Below are 24,868 nucleotides of genomic sequence, written 5' to 3'. Positions count from 1 at the left end.
TCGCGGAGCCGATCCGTGGTGTAACGGACGGTCTATATCGCAGTGCAGCATGGGGGTCAGCCAATGGAGCTGCCAGCCACCCCGATCACCATCGAGCCGCGGGGGCTCGACCGGGAGTCGTTGAAGCGCGACATCCTGGAATGGCTGGTCTACGCCGTCGGGCGCGAGATCCATCGCGCCACCCGGCACGATTGGTTCGCCGCCACGGCGCTGGCCGTGCGCGACCGCCTGGTCGACCGCTGGATGGCGGCGCAGCACCGCGAGGAGGCAACCGACGGCAAGCGGGTCTACTATCTCAGCCTGGAGTTCCTGATCGGCCGGCTGATGGCCAATGCGCTGACCAATCTCGGCGTCTACGACACCTGCCGCGACGCGCTGGCCGATTTCGGCGTCGACCTCGGCGCGGTGCTGGAGGTCGAGCCCGACGCGGCGCTCGGCAATGGCGGCCTCGGCCGTCTCGCCGCCTGCTTCCTCGACAGCATGGCCACGCTCGGCATCGCCGGCACCGGCTATGGCATCCGCTACGAATACGGGCTGTTCGAGCAGCAGTTCGACCGCGGCTGGCAGGTCGAGTATCCCGAGGACTGGCTGAAATTCGGCAACCCGTGGGAGTTCGAGCGGCCGGAGGTCGCGTTCCCGATCGACTTCTACGGCAAGATCGAGCCGGGCGAGCCCGGGCCGGACGGCCGGCCGAAACCGATCTGGAAGGGCAGCCAGAGGGTGCTGGCCGTCGCCTACGACACGCCGGTGGTCGGCTGGGGCGGCAATACGGTCAACACGCTGCGGCTGTGGTCGGCCAAGCCGGTGCGGCAGTTCGACCTCGCCCCCTTCAACTCCGGCGACTACATGAAGGCGGTCGAGGACAAGATCCTGTCCGAGACCCTGTCGCGCGTCCTGTACCCGAACGACAACACCCCGGCGGGGCAGGAACTGCGGCTCAAGCAGGAATACTTCTTCACCTCGGCCTCGCTGCAGGACGTGCTGCGCCGGCATCGGATGCATCACGACGGCTATGACGACCTGCCGGAAAAGGCGGCGATGCAGCTGAACGACACCCATCCGGCGATCGCGGTGCCGGAGCTGATGCGCCTGCTGATCGACCGGCACCGGCTGGACTGGGACCGCGCCTGGAAGATCACCACCGGCTGCATCAGCTACACCAACCACACGCTGATGCCGGAGGCGCTGGAGACCTGGCCGGTGGCGCTGCTGGAGCGGGTGCTGCCGCGCCATCTGCAGATCATCTACGAGATCAACGACCGGTTCCTGAAGACCTCCAAGGTGGTGGCGAAGGACCCCAGCCGCCTGTCCACCCTGTCGCTGATCCAGGAAGGCTGGGACCGCCGGGTGCGGATGGGGCCACTGGCCTTCCTCGGCAGCCACCGGGTCAACGGCGTCTCGGCGCTGCACACCCAGCTGATGCGCGAGACCGTGTTCCGCGACCTGAACGAGGAGTTTCCGGGCCGGATCACCAACAAGACCAACGGCATCACCCCGCGCCGCTGGCTGGTGCAGGCCAACCCGAACCTGGCGCAGCTGATCCACAACATGATCGGCACCGGCTGGGAGGATGATCTGGAGCGGCTGTCGGCGCTGGCCGGCAAGACCGAGGACAGCGCCTTCCGCGAGGCGTTCTGGGCGGTGAAGCGCCGCAACAAGGCGCTGCTGGCGCATCATATCGGCGAGATCGCGGATCTCCGCGTCTCCGGCGACGCGATGTTCGACGTCCAGGTCAAGCGCATCCACGAATACAAGCGCCAGCTGCTGAACATCCTGCACGCGGTGGCGCTGTGGCAGGAGATGCGCGACACGCCGGACGCGGCCTGGACGCCGCGGGTCAAGATCTTCGCCGGCAAGGCCGCCCCGGGCTACGCCACGGCCAAGCTGATCATCAAGCTGGCCAATGACGTCGCCAAGGTGATCAACACCGACGCCGAGATCCGCGACCAGCTGAAGATGGTGTTCCTGCCGAACTACAACGTCACGCTGGCGGAGCGCATCATCCCGGCCGCCGACCTGTCGGAGCAGATCTCGACCGCCGGCATGGAGGCCTCGGGCACCGGCAACATGAAGTTCGCGCTGAACGGCGCGATCACCATCGGCACGCTGGACGGCGCCAATGTCGAGATCGCCGAGCGGGTGGGCGCCGACAACATCCTGATCTTCGGCCTGACCGCGGCCGAGGTGGCGGCGAAGCGGACCCAGGGCTACGACCCGGCGGCGGTGATCGCGGCCGATCCGCGCCTGGCCCGCGCCGTGGCGGCGATCGAGGACGGCACCTTCTCGCCCGACGATCCGGGCCGGTTCCGGCCGCTCACCGACGCGCTGCGGCACAGCGACTGGTTCCTGGTGGCGGCCGATTTCGCCGCCTATTGGGATGCCCAGGCCCGCGCCGCCGCCCTCTACCGCGACCGCGCCGGCTGGACCCGCATGGCGATCCAGAACACCGCCCATGTCGGCTGGTTCTCCTCCGACCGCACAGTGCAGGACTACGCAGAGGAAATCTGGGACGTCTGGCCGCCGCTGGCCCGGGCGGCGGAATAGGGCCGGCGCGATCCGATTGCCTCTCCCGCAAGTGAGACCTTTTCAGAATAGCTGAAGTCCATTCCTTTTTAGTCCCCCCTCCCCTTGCGGGAAGGGGGGCAGGGGGAGGGGTCTGCGCGCGTCCGCGCGCGAATGCGTAAGGCACTGGTTTCGCCGTCGGGGCCGGATCGCCTGAACCCAGGCCAGCGGCAACCCCCTCCCCCTATCCCCCTCCCGCGAGGGGAGGGGGGACTCGTTTTGCTCTTGTCGGGAGTCTCCGCCTCACCCCTTCACCGCCCCCAGGGTCAGGCCGCGCACGATGTAGCGCTGGGCCAGCAGCGCCAGCAGCACCGGCGGGATCATCGCGATCAGCGCCCGGGTCGCCATGAACCAGAACTGCACGCCACGGGTGTCGACCGCGCCGGCCATGTGGGCGGGCATCATCTTGGTCTCGGTGATGCCCAGCGACGACGAGAACAGGAACTCGTTCCAGGCGAAGGCGAAGATGATCATGGCGGTGGCCGCCACCGCCGGCGCCGCCAGGGGCAGGGCGATGCGCAGGAAGGCCTGCCAGTGCGACGCGCCGTCGACCAGCGCCGCCTCCTCCAGCTCGACCGGCAGGTCGAGGAAGGTCTGGCGCAGGATGACGACCACGAAGGGCAGGATGAAGGTGGCGTTGCACAGGATCAGCGCGGTCTTGCTGTCCAGCATGTCGAGCGAGCGGAACACGATGTAGAACGGCAGCAGCGTCGCCACCGGCGGCAGCACCCGCTGCGACAGGAACCAGATGGTGATGTCGCTGTTGCTCCAGAACCGGAACCGGGCCAGCGCATAGGCCGCCGGCAGCCCGAGGGCCAGGGCCAGGGCGACGGCGCTGAGCGACACGATCAGGCTGGTCTGCAGCGCGCGCCAGCCCTCCGGCGTGCTCAGCTCCACCGCGAAGTTGTTCAGGGTCGGCTGGAAGTCGAGCCAGGGGATGCCGAGCCCGGCCACGGTGAAGGTGTCGGCCGGGTTGCGCAGCGCGGTCGAGATCGCCCAGTACAGCGGGAAGAAGAACACGACCGTGGCCGCGATCGCCACCAGCGACCACAGCGAATCGGCCATGCTGCTGCGCCGCCCCATCGGCTTGACCCGGTCGACGGGAGCCTCGTGGATCGGCGGCGCGGTGACCTCAGGCGTAGACATTGCGCACCCGCTTGAAGAACAGGGTGACGATCGTCATCACCACGGCCAGCAGGGTCAGCGCCAGGGCCGAGGCATAGCCGACGTCGAAGAAGCGCAGCCCGGTGCGGAAGGCGAGATAGGAGACCGACTGGGTGGCGTTGCCGGGCCCGCCGACGGTCAGCGAGGCGACGACGTCGAACACCTTCATCGCCTCGGCCAGGCGCAGCAGCAGCACGATCACGATCACCGGCGTCATCAGCGGCAGCACCACCCCGGTCCAGATCCGGAAGCTGGAATTGGTCTCCAGCCGCGCCGCCTCGATCAGGTCGTCGGGCACGCCCTGCAGCCCGGCCAGCAGCACCAGGAAGCAGAACGGCGTCCACTGCCAGATGTCGACGATCATGATCGACACCAGGGCCCAGCCCGGGTTCGACAGCCAGGGGATGCCGGTCCAGCCCAGGGGGCCGCCGGCCTCGTAGAAGATGGTGAAGAACAGGTATCCGGCCGCCACCGGGGTGGCGAAGATCGGCAGGATCATGATCGTGCGCAGGATGCCGCGGCCCGGGATGCTGCGGTTGAACAGGAAGGCCAGCAGCAGCCCGAGCCCCATCTCGACGCTGACCGAGACCACCACGAAGATCGCCGTCACCCGCGCCGCCTCGCGCACCTGGGGGTCGGTGAAGACGCGGGCAAAATTGCCCAGGCCCACAAAGTCCCAGGTGTTGACGGTCTGGCGTTGCACCTCGGTCTTGGTGCGCGGCGTGCCGTCCGGCTTCAGCATCGGGTTGCCGCTGGCGTCCAGCCGCGGCACCTCGGCCCGGGTGGTCACGGTCTCGGTCTTCACCGTGTGGAAGGCGGCGTAGACGGTGTAGAGCGTCGGGAAGATGGTGAAGGCCAGCACCCAGGCCACCGCCGGGGTCAGGAACAGCAGGCGGATTCGTCCGGTCCAGCGCATCGTGCCGTCTCGTCCCCCTTCCCGTTACGCGTCAGGCGCGGATCGTGCCGCTATTCGCCCTTCCAGCCGATCGCCGCCTGGTAGTTCTTCAACTGCTGGTCGCGGCCCAGGCGGTCGGTGATCTGGTCCCAGGCCACCGCGGTGTCGTCCAGCGCCTGCTGCGGCGTCTTCGATCCGCTCATCGCCGCCGACAGGTTGCTGTCCAGCGCGTCGTAATATTCCTGCGTGCCGGTGATCCGCATATACGGCAGCATGGTCTTGGCGTTGTAGTTGCTGTGATAGGCGTCCAGGTATTCCTTTACGTCCTCGGGGTCCCACTTCAGGGCGGATTCGGTATAGTCGGTCAGCTTCGCCTCACCGGTCGGCTCCAGCCACTGGTAGGAATAGCCGGGGTCGACGCCGTCCCAGCCGATCGTGGCCAGGAACTTCTGCGACGGCTTGATCGCCATCAGCGACAGCAGGCTGTAGGCGGCCTCGGGATGCTGGCCGAGCGACGAGACCACGCCGTGCCAGGACCCGCCGGTGACGTTGCCGACCTGCCGCGGCTCCTTCACCGTGACGAAGGCCTTCTTCTCCATGTCCCAATAGGTGTCGGAAGCCGGCAGGGCCGCGGAGCCGAGCTTGCCGCGGATCTTCGACCGCTCCGGGTCCTGCGCCAGCGCGCCGACATCGCCATAGGAGAAGTTGAACACCGCCTTGCCGCGCAGGAAGAAGTCCCAGGCTTCGCCCAGGCTCCAGCTCACCTGCGCCGGCGGGCCGAAGGCGGCCAGCTCCTTCAGGAACTCCAGCGCCTTGACGTGGCCCGGGCTGTTGATCAGCGGCTTCATGTCGACCGGGTCGAACCAGTAGACGTTATGGGTCCGGTCCAGCTTGTCGCCCGGGGTCATGGCGAAGGAGGTGGCCAGCGTGGTGAAGTGGTACAGCCCCTGCTCGCGCACCTTCAGGTGCAGCACCACGCCGCTGTCCGGCTCCGGGTCGTTGCTGTCGAAGTTCTTGCCGTTGAAGTACTTGGCGATGTCGCGCAGCTGCTGCAGCGTCTTCGGCGGCGCCGGCATGTCGTAGCCGTACTCCGCCTTGAACGCCGCCTGGTGCGTCGGGTCGGTCAGCAGGTCGCGGCGATAATACAGGATCTGCCCGTCGGCATCGCTGAGCACGCCGTAGCCGACATTGTCCCAGGTGTAGATATTGCGCAGCGCCGGCGGCATCACGTCATAGTCCCATTTCGGGTACTCGCCGCTCTTCCGCCACTCATCGACCGGCAGGATGTATTTGCCGGCGATCAGGTCGCCGTAGAAGAAGGCCCCGACGACGATGGCGTCGTACTGGCCCGTGCCGTTGCGCAGGTCGAGGAAGGTCTTGGTGTACAGCTCCGAGATCGGGGTCAGCGCGATGTTCAGCTTGGCCCCGGTCAGCTCCTCCCAGATCGGGCGGAACATGTAGATCGGGCCGGAGATGCCGCCCTTGGGGCCGGAATCGAGGCTGAGGATGGTGACCGTCTCGCCCTCGAAAGGCTTCTGGCCGGGGCCGAAGAGGGAGCCCAGCTCCGCCTTCGTCGTGGTGATCTCCATCCCGTATTCGGGATCGGATTTGAGCGTCACCGTGCCGTCGTCGTGCCAGGTGACATGCGGCGTGTTCTGCGCGACGGCCGGTCCGCTCAGGACGACCAGCATCGTCGACAGCAGCAGTGCCCTGCTGATGGCCATGGTTTCCTCCCCCTGTGACATCGCCGGACATTGTCCGGTCAGCTTCGATCCGTGGACCCGCGCTGAACGCAATTCGCATTCATTATGTCAGGCGAAATCGTGCGATGATTGCGCAGCGCTTGTCAAGCGACCCCTCCGGCGTATCGGCCTTGCGCCGCGGCCCATCGGCGGGAAGACTGCGCCCCATCGATTCCCCGCCCCGGACAAGCCGCATGCGCGCCGCCCGCCTCCTGCTCCGACTCGCCTTCGCCGTCCTGCTGCCGCTCGGCGCTCTGCCGGCGGTTGCCCAGACGCAGGCGCCGGGCGGCGGCCTCGCCATGCATGGCGAACCGAAATACCCGGCGGATTTCAGCCACTTCGCCTATGCCAACCCGGACGCGCCGAAGGGCGGCGAGCTGCGCCAAGCTATGATCGGCAGCTTCGACACGCTGAATCCCTTCATCATCGGCGGCCAGACCGATCAGGTCCGGCTGATCGTGCCGCCCTACAACTTCGCCAGCCTGATGACGCGCGGCTGGGACGAGCCCTTCACGCTGTACCCTTATGTCGCCGAACGGGCGGAGATGTCGGAGGACCGGCGCACGGTCACCTTCTGGCTCAACCCCAAGGCGGTGTTCCACGACGGCGCGCCGGTCACCGCGGACGACGTGATCTTCACTTGGGCGACCCAGGGCACCAAGGGGCTGCCCAACACCCGCGCGCTCTATGAATCGATGGACGGGATCGACCGCATCGACGACCGCACTGTGCGCTTCCGCTTCAAGGAGGGCGGGGCGCGCGAGAATCCGCTGGTCGTCGCGATGCAGCCGATCCTGAGCAAGGCCTGGTACACCAGCCACCCGTTCGACCAGCCCAGCCTCGACCCGCCGCTCGGCGCCGGCCCCTATGCGATCGGCGCCGTCGATGCCGGGCGCAGCATCACGCTGGACCGGGTCAAGGACTGGTGGGGGGCGGACCTGCCGGCGCTGCGCGGGCTGTACAATTTCGACACGCTGCGCTTCGACTTCTACCTCGACGCCGACACGGCGCTGGAGGCGTTCAAGGCCGGCGCCTACACCCTGCGGCGGGAACGCGACGCCGAGAAATGGGTCAGCGGCGCCTACGACTTTCCGGCGGTCCAGGACGGCCGCGTCACCATGCTGACCCTGCCGCATTTCCGGCCGGTCGGGATGATGGGCTTCGCCATGAACACCCGGCGACCGCAATTCGCCGATCCTCGGGTGCGCCGGGCGCTGATTCTGGCCTTCGACTTCGAATGGATCAACAAGACCCTGCTGGGCGGCCAGTACAAGCGTGACGACAGCTACTTCGCCAATTCGGCTCTGGCCGCGACCGACACGCCGCAGGGGGCCGAGCTGCAGCTGCTGGAGCCGTTCCGCGACCAGCTGCCGCCGCAGCTGTTCACCGAGCCCTACACCCTGCCGCCGAGCGACGGCAGCGGCCGCAGCCGCGAGAATCTGCGGGCGGCGCAGGCGCTCCTGGCCGAGGCCGGCTGGACCATCAAGGACAATGTGCTGGTCGACGCCAGCGGCACGCCGTTTCGCTTCGAGATCCTGCTGCAGAACAAAGGCTTCCAGCGGATCGCCCTGGCCTATGCCGACCAGCTGCGCCGGCTGGGCATCCAGGCGACGATCCGGCTGGTCGAATCCGCGCAATACGCCAACCGCACCGAGGGCTACGATTTCGACGTGATCCTGAACACCTGGATCTCCACCCTGTCGCCCGGCGTGGAGCAGTCGCGCTACTGGGGCAGCGGCTCGGCCGACGTGCCCGGCACCCGCAACTATCCGGGGGTGAAGAGCCCGGTGGTCGACGCCATGATCAAGGCCGTCAACGCGGCCCGCAGCCAGGAGGAGCTGCAGGCCGCGGTGCACGCGCTCGACCGGGTGCTGCTGTGGGGCAACTACGTCGTGCCGCTCTACTATCTCGACCGCGACTACGTCGCCTATTGGGGCAATCTCGGCCGGGTCACCAGCGTCAACCCGACCTATGGCACGGTGCTGGAGGCCTGGTGGGCGAACGACAAGTAGCAGCGTCCTATCGCCGGCGCGGGTTCGCGCAATTCTTCACAATTGCTGGGAACCCGGTCCGCGGCTATGGGTTTCCCGGACACCGCTCCGGCTCGGTCCGGAGCGGCTCGTCCAGAAAGCCCAAGGAGTTTTTCGTGAAGCGCATTGTTCTCGCCGCCGCCATTGTCACCCTCGCGGCCTCGCCCGCCTTTGCCGGGTGCACCGAAGACGCCCAGGCCCAGGCCCAGAAGGTCACCACGCTGAGCCAGGGCCTGATGGCCAAGCTGCAGGCCCAGGCCCCGCAGTCCGAGCAGTGCCCGGCCATGAAAGAGGTCATGGACGAGACCCAGAAGCTCGTCGGCATGTACAAGGGATGCCAGGCCGATCTGAAGCTGACCGACGCACAGCTCCAGCAGCTCGACCAGCAGGTCGCCACTGGTCAGCAAGGTTATTCCGCGMAGTGCGGCGGCTGATCCCGCCCGCCCGATGAGGAAAAGCCCCGGCCGATCGGCCGGGGCCTTTTTTCAGATCTCCCGCGCCAGCGCTGCCTGAAGGACCGCGGTCCTCAGCGCGCTGGACAGGTTGCCGTCCGGGTCGCGGGCGGCGTCGACCGCCTCGACCAGGCGGTTGACCGGCAGGCCGCGCGCGGCGGCCAGGCGGGTGAGGGCGTCCCAGAAGGCCGGCTCCAGCGACACGCTGGTGGCGTGGCCGGCGATGCTGACCGACCGCTTGCGGACGCCGCTCACCCCCGTCTCAACGACGTCGGTCAGGCGCTCGGGCCGACCATGGTTTCCGGCCGCACCCACTGGTCGAACTGCTCGGCGGTCAGCAGGCCCAGCGCGATCGCCGCCTGCTTCAGCGTGGTGTTCTCGGCATGCGCCTTCTTCGCCACCTTGGCGGCGTTGTCGTAGCCGATATGCGGGTTCAGCGCCGTCACCAGCATCAGCGATTCGTGCAGCAGCTGCTCGATCCGGTCGGTGCGGGCCTCGATGCCGACGACGCAGTTGTCGGTGAAGCTGCGGCAGGCATCGGCCAAGAGGCGGATCGACTGCAGCAGGTTGTAGATGATCACCGGCTTGAACACGTTCAGCTCGAAATGGCCGTTCGAGCCGGCGATGGTGATGGTGACGTGGTTGCCCATGACCTGGGTGCAGACCATGGTCATCGCCTCGGACTGGGTCGGGTTGACCTTGCCCGGCATGATCGACGACCCGGGCTCGTTCTCCGGCAGATGGATCTCGCCGATGCCGCAGCGCGGGCCGGAGCCGAGCATGCGGATGTCGTTGGCGATCTTCATCAGCGACACGGCCAGGGTGTTCATCACGCCCGAGGCCTCGACGCAGGCATCATGCGCGGCCAGCGCCTCGAACTTGTTCGGCGCCGTCTTGAACGGGAAGCCGGTGATGCTGGCGACATGCGCCGCGAAGGCCTCGGCGAAGCCCTCCTTGGCGTTCAGCCCGCTGCCGACGGCGGTACCGCCCTGGGCGAGGTCCAGCAGATGCGGCAGGCAGCCCTTGACCCGGGCGATGCCCAGCTCGATCTGGCGGGCATAGCCGGAGAACTCCTGGCCCAGCGTCAGCGGCGTCGCATCCTGCAGATGGGTGCGGCCGATCTTGACGATGTCCTTGAACTCGGCCGACTTGGCGGCCAGCGCGCGGTGCAGATGCTCCAGGCTTGGCAGCAGTTCGTGGCCGATCTGCTCGACCGCGGCGATGTGCATCACCGTCGGGAAGCTGTCATTCGAGGACTGGCCGCGATTGACGTGGTCGTTCGGATGCACCGGCTTCTTCGAGCCGATCTCGCCGCCCAGGATCTCGATGGCGCGGTTCGAGATCACCTCATTGGCGTTCATGTTGGTCTGGGTGCCGGACCCGGTCTGCCACACCACCAGCGGGAAATGGTCGGCCAGGGTGCCGTCGATCACCTCCTCCGCCGCGGCGACAATGGCGTTGCCGACCGTCGCGTCGAGCTCGCCGAGCGCGACATTGGCCAGGGCCGAGGCCTTCTTCTGGATGCCCAGCGCCCGCACCAGCGGGTCCGGCATGCGCTCGCCGCCGATCTTGAAGTTCTGCAGGCTACGCTGGGTCTGCGCGCCCCAGTAGCGGTCGGCCGGCACCTCGACGGCGCCCAGGCTGTCGGTCTCGGTGCGGAATGCGGTTTCGGCGGCCATCGAAAGGCTCCGGTTGCTGTCAGTTTTCGGCTGGCCGGTTTGCTAGCACGAATGTGCCGGAGGCGGTAGCGCCCGGCGGCCGTTCGCCACCCGCCCCGCGGGTGCGTCATTCCGGGGTGCGGTCTGGATCGGGACAGGCGGCATGCCCAGATCATCTCGGCAACCCGAGGACTCGCATGACCCAATCCGCCCTGATCGTCGGCGCCGGCGGCATCGTCGGCAGCGCCACCGCTGCCCTGCTGGCCGAGGGGGGCTGGGGCGTCGCCGGCCTCGCGCGCCGGCCACCCGACCTGCCCGGCGTCACGCCCGTGGCCGCCGACCTGCTGGACCCGGCCTCGCTGTCGCAGGCCCTGCACGACGCGGCGCCCTCCGTCGTCGTCATCGCCAGCTGGCTGCGGCAGCCGACCGAGGCGGAGAACATCCGTGTCAACGCCGCCATGGTCCGCAACCTGCTGGACGCGCTGCGGCCCGCCGGCTCGGTCCGCCATGTCGCGCTGGTCACCGGCCTCAAGCACTATCTCGGGCCGTTCGAGGCTTATGGGAAAGGCGCCCTGCCGCAGACCCCGTTCCGCGAGGAGCAGGGCCGGCTCGACATCGAGAACTTCTATTACGCGCAGGAGGATGAGGTGTTCGCCGCCGCCGCGCGCGACGGCTTCCGCTGGAGCGTGCACCGCCCGCACACCGTCATCGGCAAGGCGGTCGGCAACGCCATGAACATGGGAACGACCCTGGCCGTCTACGCGACCCTGTGCCGCGAGACCGGGCGGCCGTTCCGCTTCCCCGGCGTGGCGGCGCAGTGGGACGGGCTGACCGACATGACCGATGCGCGGCTGCTGGCCCGGCACCTGCTGTGGGCGGCGACCACCCCGGCCGCGGCCGACCAGGCGTTCAACGTGGTCAATGGCGACATTTTCCGCTGGAGCTGGATGTGGGGCCGGATCGCCGGCTGGTTCGGCCTCGACGCCGAGCCCTTCGACGGCGTGGTGCGGCCGCTGGAGCAGCAGATGGCCGATGATGCGGCTGCGTGGCGCGACATCGCGGAACGCCACGGCCTGGCCGAGCCCGAGATCGGGCGGCTGGTTTCGCCCTGGCACACCGATGCCGATCTCGGCCGGCCGATCGAGGTGGTGACCGACATGTCGAAGAGCCGCCGGCTCGGCTTCACCGCTTATCAGCCGACCGACGACGCCTTCTTCGACCTGTTCGAGCAGCTGCGGCGCGACCGGCTGATTCCCTGAGGAGGGCGGGCCGCGCGGATCAACCGCTCGACCGCGCGGCCCGAACCCGGCATTGTGGCGCATCCGGCCCCCGCCGGCCTTCGGCGGATCCGATGCAGCGGAACACGCCCATGTCCGACCATCATCATCACGACCATGACCATGACCACGAGGGTAGCGCGCTGCCCGAGATCGCGCTGCGGGTGAAGGCGCTGGAATCGATCCTGGTCGAGAAGGGCTATGTCGACCCCGCCGCGCTCGACGTGCTGATCGAGACCTACGAGACCAAGATCGGCCCGCGCAACGGCGCCCGGGTGGTGGCCAAGGCCTGGGCCGACCCGGCCTATCGCGAGCGCCTTCAGGCCGATGCCAGCGCCGCGATCGCCGAGTTCGGCTTCGTCGGCCGCCAGGGCGAGCACATGATCGCGGTCGAGAACACGCCCGACACCCATAACCTCGTCGTCTGCACCCTGTGCTCCTGCTATCCCTGGCCGGTGCTGGGGCTGCCGCCGGTCTGGTACAAATCGGCGCCCTACCGCTCGCGCGCGGTGATCGACCCGCGCGGCGTGCTGGCCGATTTCGGCGTCACCCTGCCGGCCGAGACCCGGATCCGGGTCTGGGACTCGACCGCCGAGACCCGCTACCTGGTGATCCCGATGCGCCCGGCCGGCACCGAGGGTTGGGACGAGGAGGCGCTGGCTGATCTCGTCACCCGCGACAGCATGATCGGCGCCGGGCTGGCCCGCGAGCCCGGAGACGCCCGATGAACGGCGCCCAGGATCTCGGCGGCATGATGGGCTTCGGTCCGGTGGTGCCGGAGCCGGAGGATCTCCGCTTCCATGCCGACTGGGAGAAGCGGGCGCTCGCCCTCACCTTGGCGGCGGGTGGCCTGGGCCGCTGGAACATCGATGTCAGCCGGCATGCGCGCGAGACGCTGCACCCGGCGGATTACCTGTCCTCGAGCTATTACGAGATCTGGACCAAGGGGCTGGAGAAGCTGCTGCAGGGCGCCGGCCTGGTCTCGGCGGCGGAGCTGAAGGCCGGCCGCGCGATCGACCCGCCGGTGCCGGGCCAGAAGGTTCTGCGGGCCGACCAAGTGGCCGCGACGCTGGCGCGCGGCAGCAACTACCAGCGGCCGGAGGCGGCGCCGGCACGTTTTGCCGTCGGCGAACTGGTGCTGACCCGCAACGAGCATCCCGCCGGCCACACCCGGCTGCCGCGCTACGCCCGCGGCAAGGCGGGCGAGATCGAGCGTGTGCACGGCGTCTTCGTGCTGCCGGACAGCAACGCCCATGGCCGCGGCGAGAGCCCGCAATGGCTCTACACCGTGCGCTTCGACGGGAGAGAGCTGTGGGGCGAGGCCGCCGACCCGACCCTGACCGTCTCGATCGACGCCTGGGAGGGCTATCTTGAGCCGGCATGAGGCGGTGATCGCGGCCCTGGACGGCGCCGCACCGCTGCCGCCGCACGACGCCGACGGGCCGGTCTTCGCCGAGCCCTGGCAGGCCCAGGCCTTCGCCATGGCGGTGGCGTTGCACCAGCGCGGCATCTTCACCTGGCCGGAATGGGCAGCGGCGCTGGCGGCGGAGATCGCCCAGGCCGCCGGCGACCCCGACGGCGGCAGCCGCTACTACGAGCACTGGATGGCGGCGCTGGAGCGCCTGGTGCTGGCCAAGGGCGTCGCCGATGCCGAGGCGCTGGGCCGGCGCAAGAATGCCTGGGACCGCGCCGCCCGGGCCACGCCTCATGGCGCCCCGATCCTGCTCGAGAACGATCCGCTGTCCGGCCACTGAACCGACACCAGGGGAAGACCCATGACCATCCAGCTGCACAACCCGGCCGGCGTCGCCGCGCCGTTCTCCCGCTACAGCCATGGTGCCTCGGCCCCGGCCGGCGCCCGCTGGCTGCACATCTCCGGCCAGGTCGGCGCCACGCCGGACGGCACCATCCCCGATGATGCCGAGCGCCAGTTCGAGCTGGCCTGGGACAACCTGTTCGCCGTGCTGGCGGATGCCGGCATGGCGGTGACCGACTTGGTCAAGGTCGACGGCTTCATCACCCGGCCTGACCTGGTGCCGCTGTACCGCACGGTGCGCGAGCGGCGCCTGGGCGGCTACGCCACGGCCTCGACCCTGGTGGTCGTCGCCGGCCTGGCGGTGCCCAGCCTGCTGGTCGAGATCCAGGCGGTCGCGGCGGCTTAACCCGCCTTCGCCACCTTGAGGATGCGGTCGCGGTAGTCGGCGACGGCGCTGACCTTCAGCCCGTCGACCTTGCCGCCATCGTCCCAGCGCCGCAGCCGCACCGCGGCCTCGACATGGGGGTGGCGGGCGAACTCGGCCACCTCCGCGGCGCTCATCGGACCGCCCTGCTTGCCGAGCGAGTGGACCGAGGCGGCGGACAGCACGTCCAGGTAGCTCGGCTCGACGGCGCAGAGATAGCGCTTGGCGGCGACGTGCAGGCGGACCGGCTCGCTGACCTCCGGGCCGAAGCGGGCGGCCAGCCAATCGCCGCCGGCGCCGTCATGCTTGTGATAGCCGAAGGCGTCGTCGGCCAGCTCCAGGAAATGGCCGACGTCGTGCAGCAGGGCGGCCACCACCAGCACGTCGGACGCGCCTTCGTGCTCGGCCAGGGCGGCGGCCTGCAGGCCATGCGCCTGCATGGTCACGCCTTCGCCATAGGTGTTGTGACCATGGGCGGCGAACAGGGCTTCGATCTCGGCCAGCAAGGGATGCAGAGTCTGGCTCATCTGGAAGCCTCCTCCAGGCTGAACAGGGTGCTGGTCAGGCCGTCCGTGTCGGTGTAGCAGCCCTGCAGCCAGCGGCGCCCGGCGGAAAAGCCGCGGCGGCCGTGCAGCACCCGCCGGTTGTCGACGATGAACAGGTCGCCCGGCGCCAGGCGGAAGCCGACCGTCAGCTCCGGGTCATGCAGCAGCCGGCCGAAGCGGCGATAGGCGTCGTAGTAGGCCTCGACCTCGTCCGGGTTCAGGTCGAAGGGCGCGATCGAGCGGTTGTTGTAGCGCACCGCCGCCACGTCGCCATCGGCATCCAGCTCGATCAGCGGCGCCTTGGCGCGCAGGTCGACCCGGCCGGGCTCGACATAGCGGAACGGCACGGCCCGCCGCGTCAGCAGGGCGAAGGCGTCCGGCGCCTCGCGCCGCAGCCTCTCGGCCGCCGCGAAGCCATCGACCACCACCGACTCGCCGCCCTCGGATGCCGCCTCCAGGCAATGCAGCAGCTGCAGTTGCGGCACCGGATCGCGATACGGGTTGTCGGTGTGGTTGCCCAGCGACAGGGCGGTGAAGGCCAGGTTCTGCGGCTTGTCCACCGCCACCACGTCGAACAGCCGGCCGTAATTGGTCTCGCGGACGAAGCCGAACAGCTCGACCACTGCGCACACCATGCCAGGCTCGGCCGGCACGCCGCGCAGCAGGGCGAAACCATGGTCATAAGCCTGGCGCAGCCAAGCGGCGCGGGCGGCGCCGTCGCTGGCGACCGCGGCATAGTCGCTGGTGGGTAGCGCGGTGGCGAGCGACGCGTCCCACAGCGTCGGGCGCCGCTGGCGTTCGGCACGGGAGGCCGGGTCCAGCGCATGGGCGCGCAGCCAGGCAGCCTCGAAGCGCGCCGGCGTCTCGAAGCCGGCGAGGTCGATCTCGACCGACCCGTCGACGAGGGCGGCTGCCCGGATGGCAATCCCGTCCGGCAGGTCGATGGCGTCGAACAGGCGCTGCCCGTCCGGCCGGTCGCGGCGGTCGGGACGGTTGTCGGCCAGCCAGATCGCGGGATAGGGGCTCTCGCGTCCATCCGACCAGCGGATCGTCAACCGGTCGGCGCTGTGGGCAAGCGCAACGATCCGGGCCGTGTCATCGATGGCGGGCGGGGCGGCGACGGCAGTTGGCATGGCGGCCTCGGCAGGGGTGGCTGAGATCGACGCTGCGCCGTCCTCGTGCATAAATCCAATACGCGTTCTCCATGCTATCTATAGGCCATGCCGATGAACTTGATGCAGCTGCGGGCCTTCCACGCGGTCGCCACTCAGGCCAGCTTCACCCTGGCGGCGCGCACGCTGGGGCTGACCCAGCCGACCCTGTCGCAATCGGTGAAGGCGCTGGAGGAGCGCTACGGCGTGCTGCTGTTCGAGCGCAGCTCGCGCCGGGTGCAGCCGACCGAGATGGGGCGGCGGCTGTTCCAGCTGACCACCCGGCTGTTCGACACTGAGCAGGAGGCGGCGACGCTGCTGGAGGGATCGGCCCAACTGGCCCGCGGCCTGCTGCAGCTCGGCGCCGACAGCCCGTACTACGTGATGCCGCTGATCGCCGAGTTCGACCGCCGCCATCCGCAGGTCGAGATCCGGCTGTCGATCGGCAATGCCGGGGCGGTGCTGGAGGATCTGTCGGAGGCGCGGCTGGATGTGGCGCTGCTGTCCAACCCGCCGGTCGATCCGCGCTTCCACATCGTGCCGCTGTACCGCGATCCGGTGCGACTGATGCTGCCGGCCGGCCATCGGCTGGCGGCGGGTGATGAGGTCTCGGTTATTGCGCTGGCCGGGCAGCGGCTGGTGATGCGCGAGGCCGGGTCGATGACCCGGCGCACGGTCGAGCGCGGCCTGGCCGAGGCGGAGATCGCGCCCGCCGCCGTGTTCGAGGTCACCGGCCGCGAGGCGGTGCAGGAGGCGGTGGCGCTGGGCCTCGGCCTCGGCTTCATCTCCGCCGGCGAGATCCGGCCCGATCCGCGCATCGCAGTCCGGCCACTGGCTAACTGCGCCTGGCACACCGACGAATATGTGCTTTGCCAGCGCGACCGCCGCCGCTTCCCGGCGATCCGCGCCTTCATCGAGCTGGCGGTGGCGGCCACCGCCTGAGACCAGGGAGGGTGAGATGAGGAAGGTCATCGTCACGGAGTTCATCAGCGCCGACGGCATCGCCGAGGTCGAAAGACTGACGGGCGTGCCCTGGAATGCCGAAATGGATCAGTTCAAGAACGACGAGCTCGCGGACAGCGGCGCCATGCTCCTGGGGCGTATGACCTACCAGATCTTCGCCGGCTCCTGGCCCAGCGAAACCGGAGACTTCGCCGACAGGTTCAACGCGCTGCCGAAATACGTTGCGTCGACGACGTTGCAAGACCTCGACTGGAAGCCGGCCGAGCTGCTGAAGGGCGCCTTACCGGACGCCGTCAGGACGCTGAAGCAAGGCGAGGGCGGCAACATCTATGTCCATGGCAGCATCAGCGTGGCGCAGGAGTTGCTGCGGCATGGCCTCGTCGACCGCATCCGGCTTCTCACGTATCCGTTGGCCCTCGGTCAGGGGAAGCCGTTTTTTCCGCCCGGTGAGCAGCACAGGCTCGAGCTGGTCTCGGCCGCGCGTTTCAGCAATGGCATCCTGGCCATCGAATATGCACCGGTCGCGAAGGCCACCGCGTTCGTACCTTCATGAGCAGGCGTGCCGGCGACTTGGCCGGGACAATGATCGGAAAGCTTCGGTCTCCGGACGCCGCGGACGGCATGAATTGAGTCGACGAAACTACTGCTCGGCCGTATCTTTAGAAGCATGCATGGCGTCCTGGCCACCCCGACTTTCGAGCGCCAGGCGGCAGCAGCAGGTCTGTCCGAGGAGGATATTCTCCAAATCGCCTCATGGCTCGCCCTCCACCCGACCGGCGGCTCGCTCATGGCGGGAACCGGAGGCGCCCGCAAAGTCCGCTTTGCCCGCCAAGGCGGGGGCAAGAGCGGGGGGTTCCGGACGATCCACTACTATGCCGGAGATGATGTGCCGCTGTTCCTGCTGGGCTTGGTCGACAAGTCGGAGCGGGCCAATCTGTCAAAGGCGGAACGGAACGAACTGGCGAAGATCCTGCCGCGAATCGCCGAAGCCTATCGGGCCGGCAGGCCGGCCAATGTTGCGAAGACGAGGAATCCGTGATGTCGAAATTCGGGCAGGACCTGGTCGAGAGCGCCAGGGAAGCGCTGGCGATTGCCGAAGGGCGCGCCGAAGCCGCCCGGACGATCGCTGTTCCCGATGTCGATGTCTCGGCGATCCGCAAGCGGCTGGGCCTGTCACAGTCCGCCTTCGCCGCCAAGTTCGGCTTTTCGGTCTCGGCCGTCCGCGACTGGGAACAGCATCGGAAAGTGCCGGAGCCGGCGACCCGCGCCTTCCTGAAGGTGATCGAGAAGGAACCGGAGGCGGTCGAACGTGCGCTGTCCGCGGCGTGAAGGCAGCCGGTCTCAGCCCTTCGGCACCAGCCGGTTGACATGGCCCATCTTGCGGCCGGGGCGCGGGGCGCCCTTGCCGTAGAGATGCAGCTTCGCGCCGGGCTCGGCCAGGAACTCCGGCCAGCGCAGCACGTCGTCGCCGATCAGGTTCTGCATCACCGCGTCGGAGTGGCGCCCGGTCGACCCCAGCTTCAGGCCGCAGACGGCGCGGACCAGCTGCTCGAACTGGTCGCAGGCGCAGGCATCCTGGGTCCAGTGACCGGAATTGTGCGGCCGCGGCGCCAGCTCGTTGACCAGCAGGCCGCCATCGCGCGCCTCGAACAGCTCCACCGCCAGCAGGCCGACCATGTCCAGCGCCGTGATCAGCGTGCGGGCGATCTCCTCCGCCTCGGCGGCGCGCTGCGGCGCCAGGCCGGGGGCCGGGGCGATCGTCTCCGACAGGATATGGTCGCGGTGCCGGTTCTCGACCGCGGGGTAGCAGACCACCGACCCGTCGACGCCGCGGGCGGCGATCACCGACAGCTCACGGGCGAAGTCGACGAAGCCCTCGAGGATGGCCGGCCGGCCGCCGAGCCTGTCCCAGGCCGCGGCGGCATCGGCGGGGTCGCGGATCACCGCCTGGCCCTTGCCGTCATAGCCCTCGCGCCGGGTCTTCAGCACCGACGGCGTGCCGATCGCAGCCACCGCCGCCGCCAGCTCCTCGGCCGAGCCCACGGCGCGCCAGGGCGCGGTGCCGATGCCGTGGCGGTTGGCGAAATCCTTCTCCGCCACCCGGTCCTGGCACACCGCCAGCCCGTCCGGCCCCGGCCGCACCGGCACGCGGGCGGCCAGGTGCAGCACGGTCTCGTAGGGGACGTTCTCGAACTCGTAGGTGACGACATCGACCTGGGCGGCGAAGGCGTCCAGAGCCGCGTGATCGGTGTAGGAAGACAGGGTCGACCGGTCGGTCACCTGGGCGCAGGGGCTGTCCGGGTCCGGGCACAGCACATGGGTGCGATAGCCGAGGCGGGCGGCCGCCAGGGCGGTCATGCGGCCGAGCTGACCGCCGCCGAGCATGCCGATGACGCTTCCAGGGGGCAGGGGGCCAGGCGGGAGGGGGGGAACGGTGCTGCTCATTCGTCCTTCGGGTGCTCGGCCACGGCCTCGGTCTGGCGCTTCCGCCAATCGTCGAGCGCATCGGCGACGGCGGGGTCGCTCAGCGCCAGGATCGCGGCGGCCAGCAGCGCCGCGTTGATCGCCCCGGCCCGCCCAATCGCCAGCGTGCCGACCGGGATGCCGCCCGGCATCTGCACGATCGACAGCAGGCTGTCCATGCCTTTCAGCGCCTTGCTCTCGACCGGCACGCCCAGCACCGGCAGCGGCGTCATCGCCGCCGCCATGCCCGGCAGATGGGCGGCGCCGCCGGCACCGGCGATGATCACCTTGACGCCGCGGCCGCGCGCCTCGCGGGCGAAATCGTAGAGCCGTTCCGGCGTGCGGTGGGCGGAGACGATCCGCGCCTCATGGCCGATGCCCAGCAGCGACAGGGTCTCGGCGGCGTGGTGCATGGTCTCCCAGTCGGACTGGCTGCCCATGATGATCGCCACAGGCGGCGCGGCGGCAGGTTCGGCCATCGGTCGGAAGGTCCTCGGGGTCTAGGCGATGATGTCGGGCAGCAGCCTGCTCTCGATCATCGTGATCTGATCCTTGAGCAGCAGCTTGCGTTTCTTCAAGCGCTGGATCTGAAGCTGGTTGACGGGACCATCCGCGGTCAGCCGGTCAATGATCTCGTCGAGGTCGCGGTGCTCGACCCGCAAAGCGGCCAGCTTCTCCTGCATCGACTCGATGTCGATCATTCCCTCAAACGGCCTTTCCTGCGGGTCCCGGGTTCAACGGCGCCCGATCATACCAAAGGGAGCAGCCCGACCGGAACGCGTTTGACGCGGGGGTGACGCCCCGGCGGCGCATCGGGCTCTTACAGCACCGGCCGCTTCCCGGTACAAGGAAGAACTGCAACCGGGGAGCGGGACCGAAGCACGGCATGGCGGGCGAGAAGCGCATCGGGATTCTGACCAGCGGCGGCGATTGCGCCGGGCTCAATGCGGTGATCCGCGCGGCGGTGTGCCGGGCCGACGGGCTCGGCTGGACCGTGATCGGGATCAAGGAGGGCACCTCCGGCCTGCTGTCCCGGCCGCTGCGCTACGAGGTGCTGACGCCGGACAAGATGACGACCGCGGTGATGCGCCAGGGCGGCACCATCCTCGGCACCACCAACAAGGGCGACCCCTTCGCCTTCCCGATGGCCGACGGCACGCTGAAGGACCGGTCGGTCGAGATCATCGGCGGCTATCACGAACTCGGCCTCGACGCGCTGATCGGCGTCGGCGGCGACGGCAGCCATCAGATCCTGCGGCGCCTGGCGCAGCAGGGCGGCTTCAACTATGTCGGCATCCCGAAGACGATCGACAACGATGTCGGCCTGACCGAGGTCTCCGTCGGCTTCGACACCGCGGTGGCGGTGGCGACCGAGGCGCTGGACCGGCTGCAGCCGACCGCCGCCAGCCACGCCCGGGTGATGGTGCTGGAGGTGATGGGCCGCGACGCCGGCCACATCGCACTGGCGGCCGGCATCGCCGGCGGCGCCGACGTCATCCTGATCCCGGAGATCCCGTTCTCGATCGATTCCGTGGCCCACAAGATCCGCGAGGTGCGCAAGTCCGGCCGCAACTTCGCGCTGGTGGTGGTGTCCGAGGCGGTGAAGACGGCCGACGGCACCAAGGTGCACAAGGACTACCACGGCGGCGAGAAGCGCTTCGGCGGCATCGGCGACTACGTCGCCTTCAAGATCGCCGACAGCACGGGGGCGGAGACGCGGGTGACGGTGCTGGGCCATGTCCAGCGCGGCTCGATGCCCAGCTGGCGCGACCGGCTGATCGCCTCGGCTTTCGGGGCGCATGCGGTCGACCTGATCGCCGAGGGCAAGTTCGACCGTCTGGTCGCCTGGTCCGACCGGCGGGTGATCGACGTGCCGCTGCAGGACGCGATCGCCGAATACCAGGACATCAAGCACGGCGACCCGCTGCTCAAGACCGCCCGGGCGCTGGGGATCTGCCTGGGGGACTAGCCGTCAGGCCGGAGCTCCGGGGTTCCGGTCGGCTTCGTGCCCGTTCCAACCGCTTCATGAGGTCGACGAACAGCCTGACCTTGGCCGGCCGGAAACGGGCGGCCGGATAGACGACATGGATGCCGCCGGCCGGCAGGGTCCAGTCGGGCAGGAGACGGACGAGGCGGCCCGCCGCGATGTTGCCCGCGACCAGGAAATCCGGAAGCACCGAGACCCCCGCGCCGGCGAGAACGCAGGCGTGCACCGTCGGCGTTTTGTCGGCCGAGACCGACGCCCGCGCCTCGATGGTCGTCTTCTCCCACTCGCCCCGTGAGAACAGCCAGCGCAGCGGCGTCTTCAGGGCATTGTTGGCGATCCATGGCAGGCCCTCGACCGTCTTCGGATCCAGCCGTGGCGGCAGGCGACGGGCGAATGCGGGGGAACAGACGAGGTGCTGTGCGAATGTGCCGAGTTGCTGCGCCTGATTGCCGGAATCGGTGAGCCAGCCGACGCGGATCGCGACATCGATCGGCTCCGCCAAGAGGTCGGCGACATCGTCATCGAAGGACGCCTCGACCCGCATATGGGAATAGCGCTCCATGAAGAGTGTGATGGCGGGGGCGACCACCGCCGCGCCATAGTCGACGGGGGCCGTGATGGTCAGCGTGCCCGTCGGGACAGCGGCGCTTCTGGATGTCTCCGCGAAGGCCGATTCGGCGTCCCGCAGGATCACGGCGCAGCGGTCGTAGAAGAAACGACCGGCTTCGGTCGCCCGGACCCGTCGGGTGGTCCGCATCAGCAGTGTCACGCCGAGTTCCTCCTCGAGCTTTCCAACCTGATGGCTGACGACGGCCTTGGCGACGCCCAGCCGGTCACCCGCGGCCGTGAAGGACCCGGCTTCGATCACGGCCGCGAAGAAGGCGAGGCGATTGAGATTCAGAAGCTCTGCCACAAGATTGTCTTATCAAATCGGACACTCTGTCTGATTGTTGAGGATTTTTTGACTGATGGCAAATYGGCATAGTCGCCGGCAAGGAGATCGCAATGCCGGAAGCCATTCGTTCCTTCGGGACCGTTGCCTATCTGTTCGATCCGCTCTGCGGCTGGTGCTATGGCGCTTCGCCGATGCTCGGGCACCTGCGCGACACCGGCATCTCGATCGAACTGATCCCCACCGGTCTGTTCTCGGGTGCCGGCGCAAGGCCGATGGACAAGGGCTTTGCCGCCTATGCCTGGTCGAACGACCAGCGGATCGCGCGGCTGACGGGGCAACCCTTCTCCGAAACCTATAAGCGAGAGGTGCTGGAGGCCTCCGGCGGGCTGCTCGATTCAGGCCCCGCGACTCTCGCTCTGACCGCCGTGTCGCTGGCGGAAGCCGATCGCGAATTCGACGCCCTGAAGGCCATCCAGCACGCCCGCTATGTCGACGGCCTCGACATCACCGCGCCCGCGTCCCTGGCAGGGATATTGGGGAAATCCGGCTTCGGCGCCGCGGTCGAACGCATCGCGGCGGCGCCCGACGACGAACTCGTCGCCGCCAATCGCATTCGCACCGACCGGGGTCGGGAATTGCTGGCCAGCTTCGATGCCCAAGGGGTTCCGGCGCTTCTCGTCGACGGTCGCCGCGGCGCTCGCCTGCTTGGATCCGCTGCCCTGTTCGGCAGCGTCGACAATCTTCTCTCCCATCTGCAGGCGGCGTGAACTCGCTCGGCCTCCACCCCGGAAGGGACCCACATGCTCGATAGACGCGACACCCTGAAGCTGGCCGCGACGCTCGGCGTGGCTGTGCTCGCGCCTCTCGGCGCCGCCAAGGCGGCCGACGGCAAGCTCTCCTGGCGCTTCTTTCAGGCGAATGCAGCCGGCTTCCGCCGCACGCCCGTGCTCCTGTCCGGGGCCAGGGACGCGATCCTGATCGATGGCGGCTTCAACCTATCAGACGGACGCAAGCTCGCCGAGGCGATCAAGGCGACGGGCAAGAGACTCACCACCGTCTTCGTCAGCTGCAGCGATCCGGACTATTATTTCAGCCTGCGCCCGATCGTGGACGCATTTCCGTCCGCGAAGGTGATCGCCAGGCCCGTGACGGTCGAGGCGATCCGGGCGAGTGTCGAAGCCAAGCTCAAGGTCTGGGGGCCCCAGCTTGGGGACAACGGCCCGCAGTCGCTGGCCGATGTCGTAGTCCCGGTGGCGTCCGATGCCGCTGCGCTCGATCTCGAAGGCCGCCGCATCGAGATCGTCGAGGTGCCTGGCATGCACGACCGGCGCTATCTGTGGGTCCCGGGCTTGCAGGCGGTGTTCGGCGGCGTGCTCGTCGGTTCCGGCATCCACGTCTGGGTGGCGGATACGGCAACACTCGAGTCCCGCATTGCCTGGATCGAGGCGCTCGACGCGATCGCGGCGCGCAAACCGAAGATTGTTGTGCCCGGGCATCAGGTCGAAGGCGCCCCGCAGGGTGTCGAGGCGGTGCGGTTCACGCGCGACTATCTCGTGACCTTCAACGAGGCGGCGGGGAAGGCCAAAGACAGCGCGGCGCTGGTCGCCGCCATGAAGGACCGCTTTCCGGACCTCGCGGACGTCTCCTCGCTCGAACTCGGCGCCAAGGTGGTCAAGGGCGAGATGCGGTGGGGCTGAGGCGCCTGCTTGACGATTAATCCAGTATCCGCGCCGGGTCGCCGACCCGGATCTCGCCCGGCGCCTCGACCGTGCACAATACGCCGAGATGGGTGGCGTTGCGCTTGGCCACCGCCATCAGCACCGCGGGGTCCAGCGGCAGGCCGCCCTGGGCCAGGGTGGTGAAGGCGCAGCGCACGCAGGGGTCGACGATGCGGATGCGCACCTCGCCGATCGCCACCAGCCGCCCGATCCAGCCGGTCTCGGCGAAGCCCTCGGCGTCGGGCAGGTCCAGCACCAGGTTCGGCCGGAACCGGCGCTCGTCAATCGCGCTGTCCGGCAGGATCGCCAGCAGCGCTGCCAGCGAGGCGGTGGTCAGGATGTGGATCGGGTGGCGCTCGTAGCGCGGCTTCAGCGGCCCGGCCATGGCGGTCTCGGCCGCATCAGGCGCATGCGGCCGCACCAGCACGGGAAAGCCGAAATGCGCGGCCAAGGCGTCGCCGGCGGCCTCGGCCGGCAGGCTGCTGCCGTCCGGGAAATCGAGCCATAGCCCGTCTTCGCCGTCGCGGGCCCGGATCTGCGGCGCCGGGCGCCAGCGGCGCTTGCTCTCCGGGAAGGCGGTCTCGCCGCTGTCGCGGTCGGCCAGGCCCCAGGCCCGGTCGCCGGCCAGGCCGGTGGCATCGACGGCGCAGGCCTCCAGCGGCTCGCCGCCGAGCGAGCTGACCGGATAGCGCCACAGCGCCGCGACCCGTCCGTCCATCATCATCCCCCTGCCATCCGCCGGCATTATCGCGGATGCGGTGGTGGACCGCTACCGGTCCTGCCGGTGCACGTCGTGGCTGACCACGCCGTCCTGCTCCGCCGACGGCCGGTCCAGCCGGCGTGGATCGGCCAGGGTGCGGCGGATGTCGTCGAGGCCGCTCTGCCAGTGCTCGCGCATCGCGTCCAGCCCGAACTCATAGTCCTTGGAATGGCCCTCATAGGTCTTCGTCTGATAGATCAGCTGGATGATGTTGTAGGCGCGCTCGCAGGCCAGCTCGGCGATCTCCTGCATCTCCGGGTCCGACCTGGCGTCCTCCGGCAGCCGGTCCATCACCCGCTGCAGCGCCCGGCGCATCTTCTGCATCTGCATCATGTAGGTGGTGATGGCGCGGGTCCGGCTGGAATACTGGATGTCCTTCTGCCGGCTCGACACCTCCATCAGGTCGTCCGGCATCCGGCCCTTGGC

The 24,868-nt window shown here is 68.9% G+C and carries 28 protein-coding genes; 15 read left to right on the top strand and 13 right to left on the bottom strand.

Features of this window, described 5'->3' with window-relative positions; genetic code table 11:
• The first annotated feature begins 63 nt into the window (after positions 1-63).
• Positions 64-2,544, top strand: a complete 2,481-nt coding sequence (locus tag AB4Z01_RS16030) for a glycogen/starch/alpha-glucan phosphorylase (RefSeq protein ID WP_441695280.1) — start codon at positions 64-66, stop codon at positions 2,542-2,544.
• A 261-nt stretch (positions 2,545-2,805) separates the two neighbouring features.
• On the opposite strand, the gene AB4Z01_RS16025 is transcribed toward AB4Z01_RS16030, so the two are convergent.
• The 3 genes from AB4Z01_RS16025 to AB4Z01_RS16015 are packed head-to-tail and all read right to left on the bottom strand — an operon-like array spanning position 2,806 to position 6,345.
• Positions 2,806-3,708, bottom strand: coding sequence for a carbohydrate ABC transporter permease (locus AB4Z01_RS16025; RefSeq protein ID WP_441695277.1), 903 nt, complete (start codon positions 3,706-3,708; stop codon positions 2,806-2,808).
• Positions 3,695-4,642: a carbohydrate ABC transporter permease gene (locus tag AB4Z01_RS16020; protein ID WP_441695275.1), complete on the bottom strand. Its 948-nt coding sequence runs from the start codon at positions 4,640-4,642 to the stop codon at positions 3,695-3,697. The genes AB4Z01_RS16025 and AB4Z01_RS16020 overlap by 14 nt, the downstream gene beginning before the upstream one ends.
• 50 nt (positions 4,643-4,692) lie before the next feature.
• Positions 4,693-6,345 (bottom strand): extracellular solute-binding protein, encoded by a 1,653-nt coding sequence (locus tag AB4Z01_RS16015; protein WP_441695272.1) that lies wholly within the window; start codon positions 6,343-6,345, stop codon positions 4,693-4,695.
• 212 nt (positions 6,346-6,557) lie between these two features.
• On the opposite strand from AB4Z01_RS16015, the gene AB4Z01_RS16010 reads away from it, so the two are divergent.
• Complete coding sequence (locus AB4Z01_RS16010; RefSeq protein ID WP_441695269.1) at positions 6,558-8,375, top strand: extracellular solute-binding protein; 1,818 nt, start codon at positions 6,558-6,560, stop codon at positions 8,373-8,375.
• 134 nt (positions 8,376-8,509) lie between these two features.
• Positions 8,510-8,827, top strand: coding sequence for a hypothetical protein (locus tag AB4Z01_RS16005; protein ID WP_441695266.1), 318 nt, complete (start codon positions 8,510-8,512; stop codon positions 8,825-8,827).
• Between the two features lie 51 nt (positions 8,828-8,878).
• Here the strand turns inward: AB4Z01_RS16005 and AB4Z01_RS16000 are convergent, their stop codons facing one another.
• Both AB4Z01_RS16000 and fumC read right to left on the bottom strand, forming a co-directional pair.
• A complete protein-coding gene (locus AB4Z01_RS16000) occupies positions 8,879-9,100 on the bottom strand; it encodes a ribbon-helix-helix domain-containing protein (RefSeq protein WP_186002796.1) in 222 nt (73 codons plus the stop codon).
• A 20-nt stretch (positions 9,101-9,120) separates the two neighbouring features.
• Positions 9,121-10,524, bottom strand: a complete 1,404-nt coding sequence (gene fumC / locus AB4Z01_RS15995) for a class II fumarate hydratase (protein WP_441695263.1) — start codon at positions 10,522-10,524, stop codon at positions 9,121-9,123.
• Positions 10,525-10,700: 176 nt separating this feature from the next.
• Here fumC and AB4Z01_RS15990 point away from each other — a divergent pair, with 176 nt between their 5' ends.
• The 5 genes from AB4Z01_RS15990 to AB4Z01_RS15970 all read left to right on the top strand — a co-directional run bounded on the left by AB4Z01_RS15990 (position 10,701) and on the right by AB4Z01_RS15970 (position 13,942).
• Positions 10,701-11,762, top strand: coding sequence for an SDR family oxidoreductase (locus tag AB4Z01_RS15990; RefSeq protein WP_441695260.1), 1,062 nt, complete (start codon positions 10,701-10,703; stop codon positions 11,760-11,762).
• A 110-nt stretch (positions 11,763-11,872) separates the two neighbouring features.
• Positions 11,873-12,508 carry a nitrile hydratase subunit alpha gene (gene nthA, locus AB4Z01_RS15985; RefSeq protein ID WP_441695258.1) on the top strand — a complete coding sequence of 212 codons (636 nt, stop codon included), beginning with the start codon at positions 11,873-11,875 and terminating at the stop codon, positions 12,506-12,508.
• A complete protein-coding gene (gene nthB / locus AB4Z01_RS15980) occupies positions 12,505-13,164 on the top strand; it encodes a nitrile hydratase subunit beta (RefSeq protein WP_441695257.1) in 660 nt (219 codons plus the stop codon). Before nthA ends, nthB begins: the two co-directional genes overlap by 4 nt.
• Positions 13,151-13,534, top strand: a complete 384-nt coding sequence (locus AB4Z01_RS15975; RefSeq protein ID WP_441695254.1) for a nitrile hydratase accessory protein — start codon at positions 13,151-13,153, stop codon at positions 13,532-13,534. Before nthB ends, AB4Z01_RS15975 begins: the two co-directional genes overlap by 14 nt.
• Positions 13,535-13,555: 21 nt before the next feature.
• Entirely contained in the window at positions 13,556-13,942 is a 387-nt protein-coding gene (locus AB4Z01_RS15970; protein WP_441695251.1) for a RidA family protein, read from the top strand.
• Here AB4Z01_RS15970 and AB4Z01_RS15965 read toward each other — a convergent pair.
• Complete coding sequence (locus AB4Z01_RS15965; protein WP_441695249.1) at positions 13,939-14,487, bottom strand: HD domain-containing protein; 549 nt, start codon at positions 14,485-14,487, stop codon at positions 13,939-13,941. The two genes, AB4Z01_RS15970 and AB4Z01_RS15965, sit on opposite strands and share 4 nt — an antisense overlap.
• Positions 14,484-15,638, bottom strand: a complete 1,155-nt coding sequence (gene tmpA, locus AB4Z01_RS15960) for a 2-trimethylaminoethylphosphonate dioxygenase (protein WP_441695247.1) — start codon at positions 15,636-15,638, stop codon at positions 14,484-14,486. The genes AB4Z01_RS15965 and tmpA overlap by 4 nt, the downstream gene beginning before the upstream one ends.
• Before the next feature lie 93 nt (positions 15,639-15,731).
• On the opposite strand from tmpA, the gene AB4Z01_RS15955 reads away from it, so the two are divergent.
• The 4 genes from AB4Z01_RS15955 to AB4Z01_RS15940 all read left to right on the top strand — a co-directional run bounded on the left by AB4Z01_RS15955 (position 15,732) and on the right by AB4Z01_RS15940 (position 17,948).
• Complete coding sequence (locus AB4Z01_RS15955; protein WP_441695246.1) at positions 15,732-16,598, top strand: LysR substrate-binding domain-containing protein; 867 nt, start codon at positions 15,732-15,734, stop codon at positions 16,596-16,598.
• Positions 16,599-16,614: 16 nt separating this feature from the next.
• The gene (locus tag AB4Z01_RS15950; protein ID WP_441695243.1) at positions 16,615-17,172 is read left to right on the top strand and encodes a dihydrofolate reductase family protein; all 558 of its coding nucleotides are present in this window, start codon (positions 16,615-16,617) and stop codon (positions 17,170-17,172) included.
• 114 nt (positions 17,173-17,286) lie between these two features.
• Positions 17,287-17,658 carry a type II toxin-antitoxin system RelE/ParE family toxin gene (locus tag AB4Z01_RS15945; protein ID WP_441695240.1) on the top strand — a complete coding sequence of 124 codons (372 nt, stop codon included), beginning with the start codon at positions 17,287-17,289 and terminating at the stop codon, positions 17,656-17,658.
• Positions 17,658-17,948 (top strand): helix-turn-helix domain-containing protein, encoded by a 291-nt coding sequence (locus tag AB4Z01_RS15940; RefSeq protein ID WP_441695237.1) that lies wholly within the window; start codon positions 17,658-17,660, stop codon positions 17,946-17,948. The genes AB4Z01_RS15945 and AB4Z01_RS15940 overlap by 1 nt, the downstream gene beginning before the upstream one ends.
• A gap of 12 nt (positions 17,949-17,960) precedes the next feature.
• Here the strand turns inward: AB4Z01_RS15940 and AB4Z01_RS15935 are convergent, their stop codons facing one another.
• The 3 genes from AB4Z01_RS15935 to AB4Z01_RS15925 are packed head-to-tail and all read right to left on the bottom strand — an operon-like array spanning position 17,961 to position 19,783.
• Entirely contained in the window at positions 17,961-19,064 is a 1,104-nt protein-coding gene (locus tag AB4Z01_RS15935) for a 5-(carboxyamino)imidazole ribonucleotide synthase (protein WP_441695234.1), read from the bottom strand.
• Positions 19,061-19,561, bottom strand: a complete 501-nt coding sequence (purE, locus tag AB4Z01_RS15930; protein ID WP_441695231.1) for a 5-(carboxyamino)imidazole ribonucleotide mutase — start codon at positions 19,559-19,561, stop codon at positions 19,061-19,063. Before purE ends, AB4Z01_RS15935 begins: the two co-directional genes overlap by 4 nt.
• Before the next feature lie 21 nt (positions 19,562-19,582).
• A complete protein-coding gene (locus AB4Z01_RS15925; RefSeq protein WP_342241837.1) occupies positions 19,583-19,783 on the bottom strand; it encodes a YdcH family protein in 201 nt (66 codons plus the stop codon).
• 185 nt (positions 19,784-19,968) lie between these two features.
• Between AB4Z01_RS15925 and AB4Z01_RS15920 the strand changes: the two genes are divergently transcribed.
• Entirely contained in the window at positions 19,969-21,051 is a 1,083-nt protein-coding gene (locus AB4Z01_RS15920; protein ID WP_441695228.1) for an ATP-dependent 6-phosphofructokinase, read from the top strand.
• Here the strand turns inward: AB4Z01_RS15920 and AB4Z01_RS15915 are convergent.
• A complete protein-coding gene (locus tag AB4Z01_RS15915) occupies positions 21,011-21,982 on the bottom strand; it encodes a LysR family transcriptional regulator (protein ID WP_441695226.1) in 972 nt (323 codons plus the stop codon). The genes AB4Z01_RS15920 and AB4Z01_RS15915 overlap by 41 nt on opposite strands.
• Positions 21,983-22,074: 92 nt before the next feature.
• Here AB4Z01_RS15915 and AB4Z01_RS15910 point away from each other — a divergent pair, with 92 nt between their 5' ends.
• Both AB4Z01_RS15910 and AB4Z01_RS15905 read left to right on the top strand, forming a co-directional pair.
• Positions 22,075-22,731 carry a DsbA family protein gene (locus AB4Z01_RS15910; protein ID WP_441695223.1) on the top strand — a complete coding sequence of 219 codons (657 nt, stop codon included), beginning with the start codon at positions 22,075-22,077 and terminating at the stop codon, positions 22,729-22,731.
• A 33-nt stretch (positions 22,732-22,764) separates the two neighbouring features.
• The gene (locus AB4Z01_RS15905) at positions 22,765-23,661 is read left to right on the top strand and encodes an MBL fold metallo-hydrolase (RefSeq protein ID WP_441695220.1); all 897 of its coding nucleotides are present in this window, start codon (positions 22,765-22,767) and stop codon (positions 23,659-23,661) included.
• 16 nt (positions 23,662-23,677) lie between these two features.
• Here the strand turns inward: AB4Z01_RS15905 and AB4Z01_RS15900 are convergent, their stop codons facing one another.
• Complete coding sequence (locus tag AB4Z01_RS15900) at positions 23,678-24,406, bottom strand: MOSC domain-containing protein (RefSeq protein WP_441695217.1); 729 nt, start codon at positions 24,404-24,406, stop codon at positions 23,678-23,680.
• Between the two features lie 45 nt (positions 24,407-24,451).
• Positions 24,452-24,868, bottom strand: a 417-nt coding sequence (locus AB4Z01_RS15895) for a DUF3734 domain-containing protein (protein ID WP_441695214.1), incomplete at its 5' end; no start/stop codon positions are given.

Origin of the sequence: Inquilinus sp. YAF38 (assembly GCF_052113205.1) — a bacterium.
GTDB lineage: Bacteria > Pseudomonadota > Alphaproteobacteria > DSM-16000 > Inquilinaceae > Inquilinus.
The sequence above is the reverse complement of the archived record's forward strand: the minus strand, read 5'-3'. Positions and strand labels throughout refer to the sequence as shown.

Excerpts from the sequence above, each read along its gene's own strand:
- AB4Z01_RS15925 (WP_342241837.1), bottom strand. The coding sequence starts at position 19,783 with ATGATCGACATCGAGTCGATGCAGGAGAAGCTGGCCGCTTTGCGGGTC.
- AB4Z01_RS16020 (WP_441695275.1), bottom strand. The coding sequence starts at position 4,642 with ATGCGCTGGACCGGACGAATCCGCCTGCTGTTCCTGACCCCGGCGGTG.
- purE (WP_441695231.1), bottom strand. The coding sequence starts at position 19,561 with ATGGCCGAACCTGCCGCCGCGCCGCCTGTGGCGATCATCATGGGCAGC.
- AB4Z01_RS15955 (WP_441695246.1), top strand. The coding sequence starts at position 15,732 with ATGAACTTGATGCAGCTGCGGGCCTTCCACGCGGTCGCCACTCAGGCC.
- AB4Z01_RS16025 (WP_441695277.1), bottom strand. The coding sequence starts at position 3,708 with ATGTCTACGCCTGAGGTCACCGCGCCGCCGATCCACGAGGCTCCCGTC.
- AB4Z01_RS15950 (WP_441695243.1), top strand. The coding sequence starts at position 16,615 with ATGAGGAAGGTCATCGTCACGGAGTTCATCAGCGCCGACGGCATCGCC.
- AB4Z01_RS15910 (WP_441695223.1), top strand. The coding sequence starts at position 22,075 with ATGCCGGAAGCCATTCGTTCCTTCGGGACCGTTGCCTATCTGTTCGAT.
- AB4Z01_RS15905 (WP_441695220.1), top strand. The coding sequence starts at position 22,765 with ATGCTCGATAGACGCGACACCCTGAAGCTGGCCGCGACGCTCGGCGTG.
- AB4Z01_RS15940 (WP_441695237.1), top strand. The coding sequence starts at position 17,658 with ATGTCGAAATTCGGGCAGGACCTGGTCGAGAGCGCCAGGGAAGCGCTG.
- AB4Z01_RS16015 (WP_441695272.1), bottom strand. The coding sequence starts at position 6,345 with ATGGCCATCAGCAGGGCACTGCTGCTGTCGACGATGCTGGTCGTCCTG.
- AB4Z01_RS15900 (WP_441695217.1), bottom strand. The coding sequence starts at position 24,406 with ATGATGATGGACGGACGGGTCGCGGCGCTGTGGCGCTATCCGGTCAGC.
- tmpA (WP_441695247.1), bottom strand. The coding sequence starts at position 15,638 with ATGCCAACTGCCGTCGCCGCCCCGCCCGCCATCGATGACACGGCCCGG.
- nthA (WP_441695258.1), top strand. The coding sequence starts at position 11,873 with ATGTCCGACCATCATCATCACGACCATGACCATGACCACGAGGGTAGC.
- AB4Z01_RS15970 (WP_441695251.1), top strand. The coding sequence starts at position 13,556 with ATGACCATCCAGCTGCACAACCCGGCCGGCGTCGCCGCGCCGTTCTCC.
- AB4Z01_RS15935 (WP_441695234.1), bottom strand. The coding sequence starts at position 19,064 with ATGAGCAGCACCGTTCCCCCCCTCCCGCCTGGCCCCCTGCCCCCTGGA.
- AB4Z01_RS16010 (WP_441695269.1), top strand. The coding sequence starts at position 6,558 with ATGCGCGCCGCCCGCCTCCTGCTCCGACTCGCCTTCGCCGTCCTGCTG.
- AB4Z01_RS15945 (WP_441695240.1), top strand. The coding sequence starts at position 17,287 with ATGCATGGCGTCCTGGCCACCCCGACTTTCGAGCGCCAGGCGGCAGCA.
- AB4Z01_RS15920 (WP_441695228.1), top strand. The coding sequence starts at position 19,969 with ATGGCGGGCGAGAAGCGCATCGGGATTCTGACCAGCGGCGGCGATTGC.
- AB4Z01_RS15965 (WP_441695249.1), bottom strand. The coding sequence starts at position 14,487 with ATGAGCCAGACTCTGCATCCCTTGCTGGCCGAGATCGAAGCCCTGTTC.
- fumC (WP_441695263.1), bottom strand. The coding sequence starts at position 10,524 with ATGGCCGCCGAAACCGCATTCCGCACCGAGACCGACAGCCTGGGCGCC.
- AB4Z01_RS15990 (WP_441695260.1), top strand. The coding sequence starts at position 10,701 with ATGACCCAATCCGCCCTGATCGTCGGCGCCGGCGGCATCGTCGGCAGC.
- AB4Z01_RS16030 (WP_441695280.1), top strand. The coding sequence starts at position 64 with ATGGAGCTGCCAGCCACCCCGATCACCATCGAGCCGCGGGGGCTCGAC.
- nthB (WP_441695257.1), top strand. The coding sequence starts at position 12,505 with ATGAACGGCGCCCAGGATCTCGGCGGCATGATGGGCTTCGGTCCGGTG.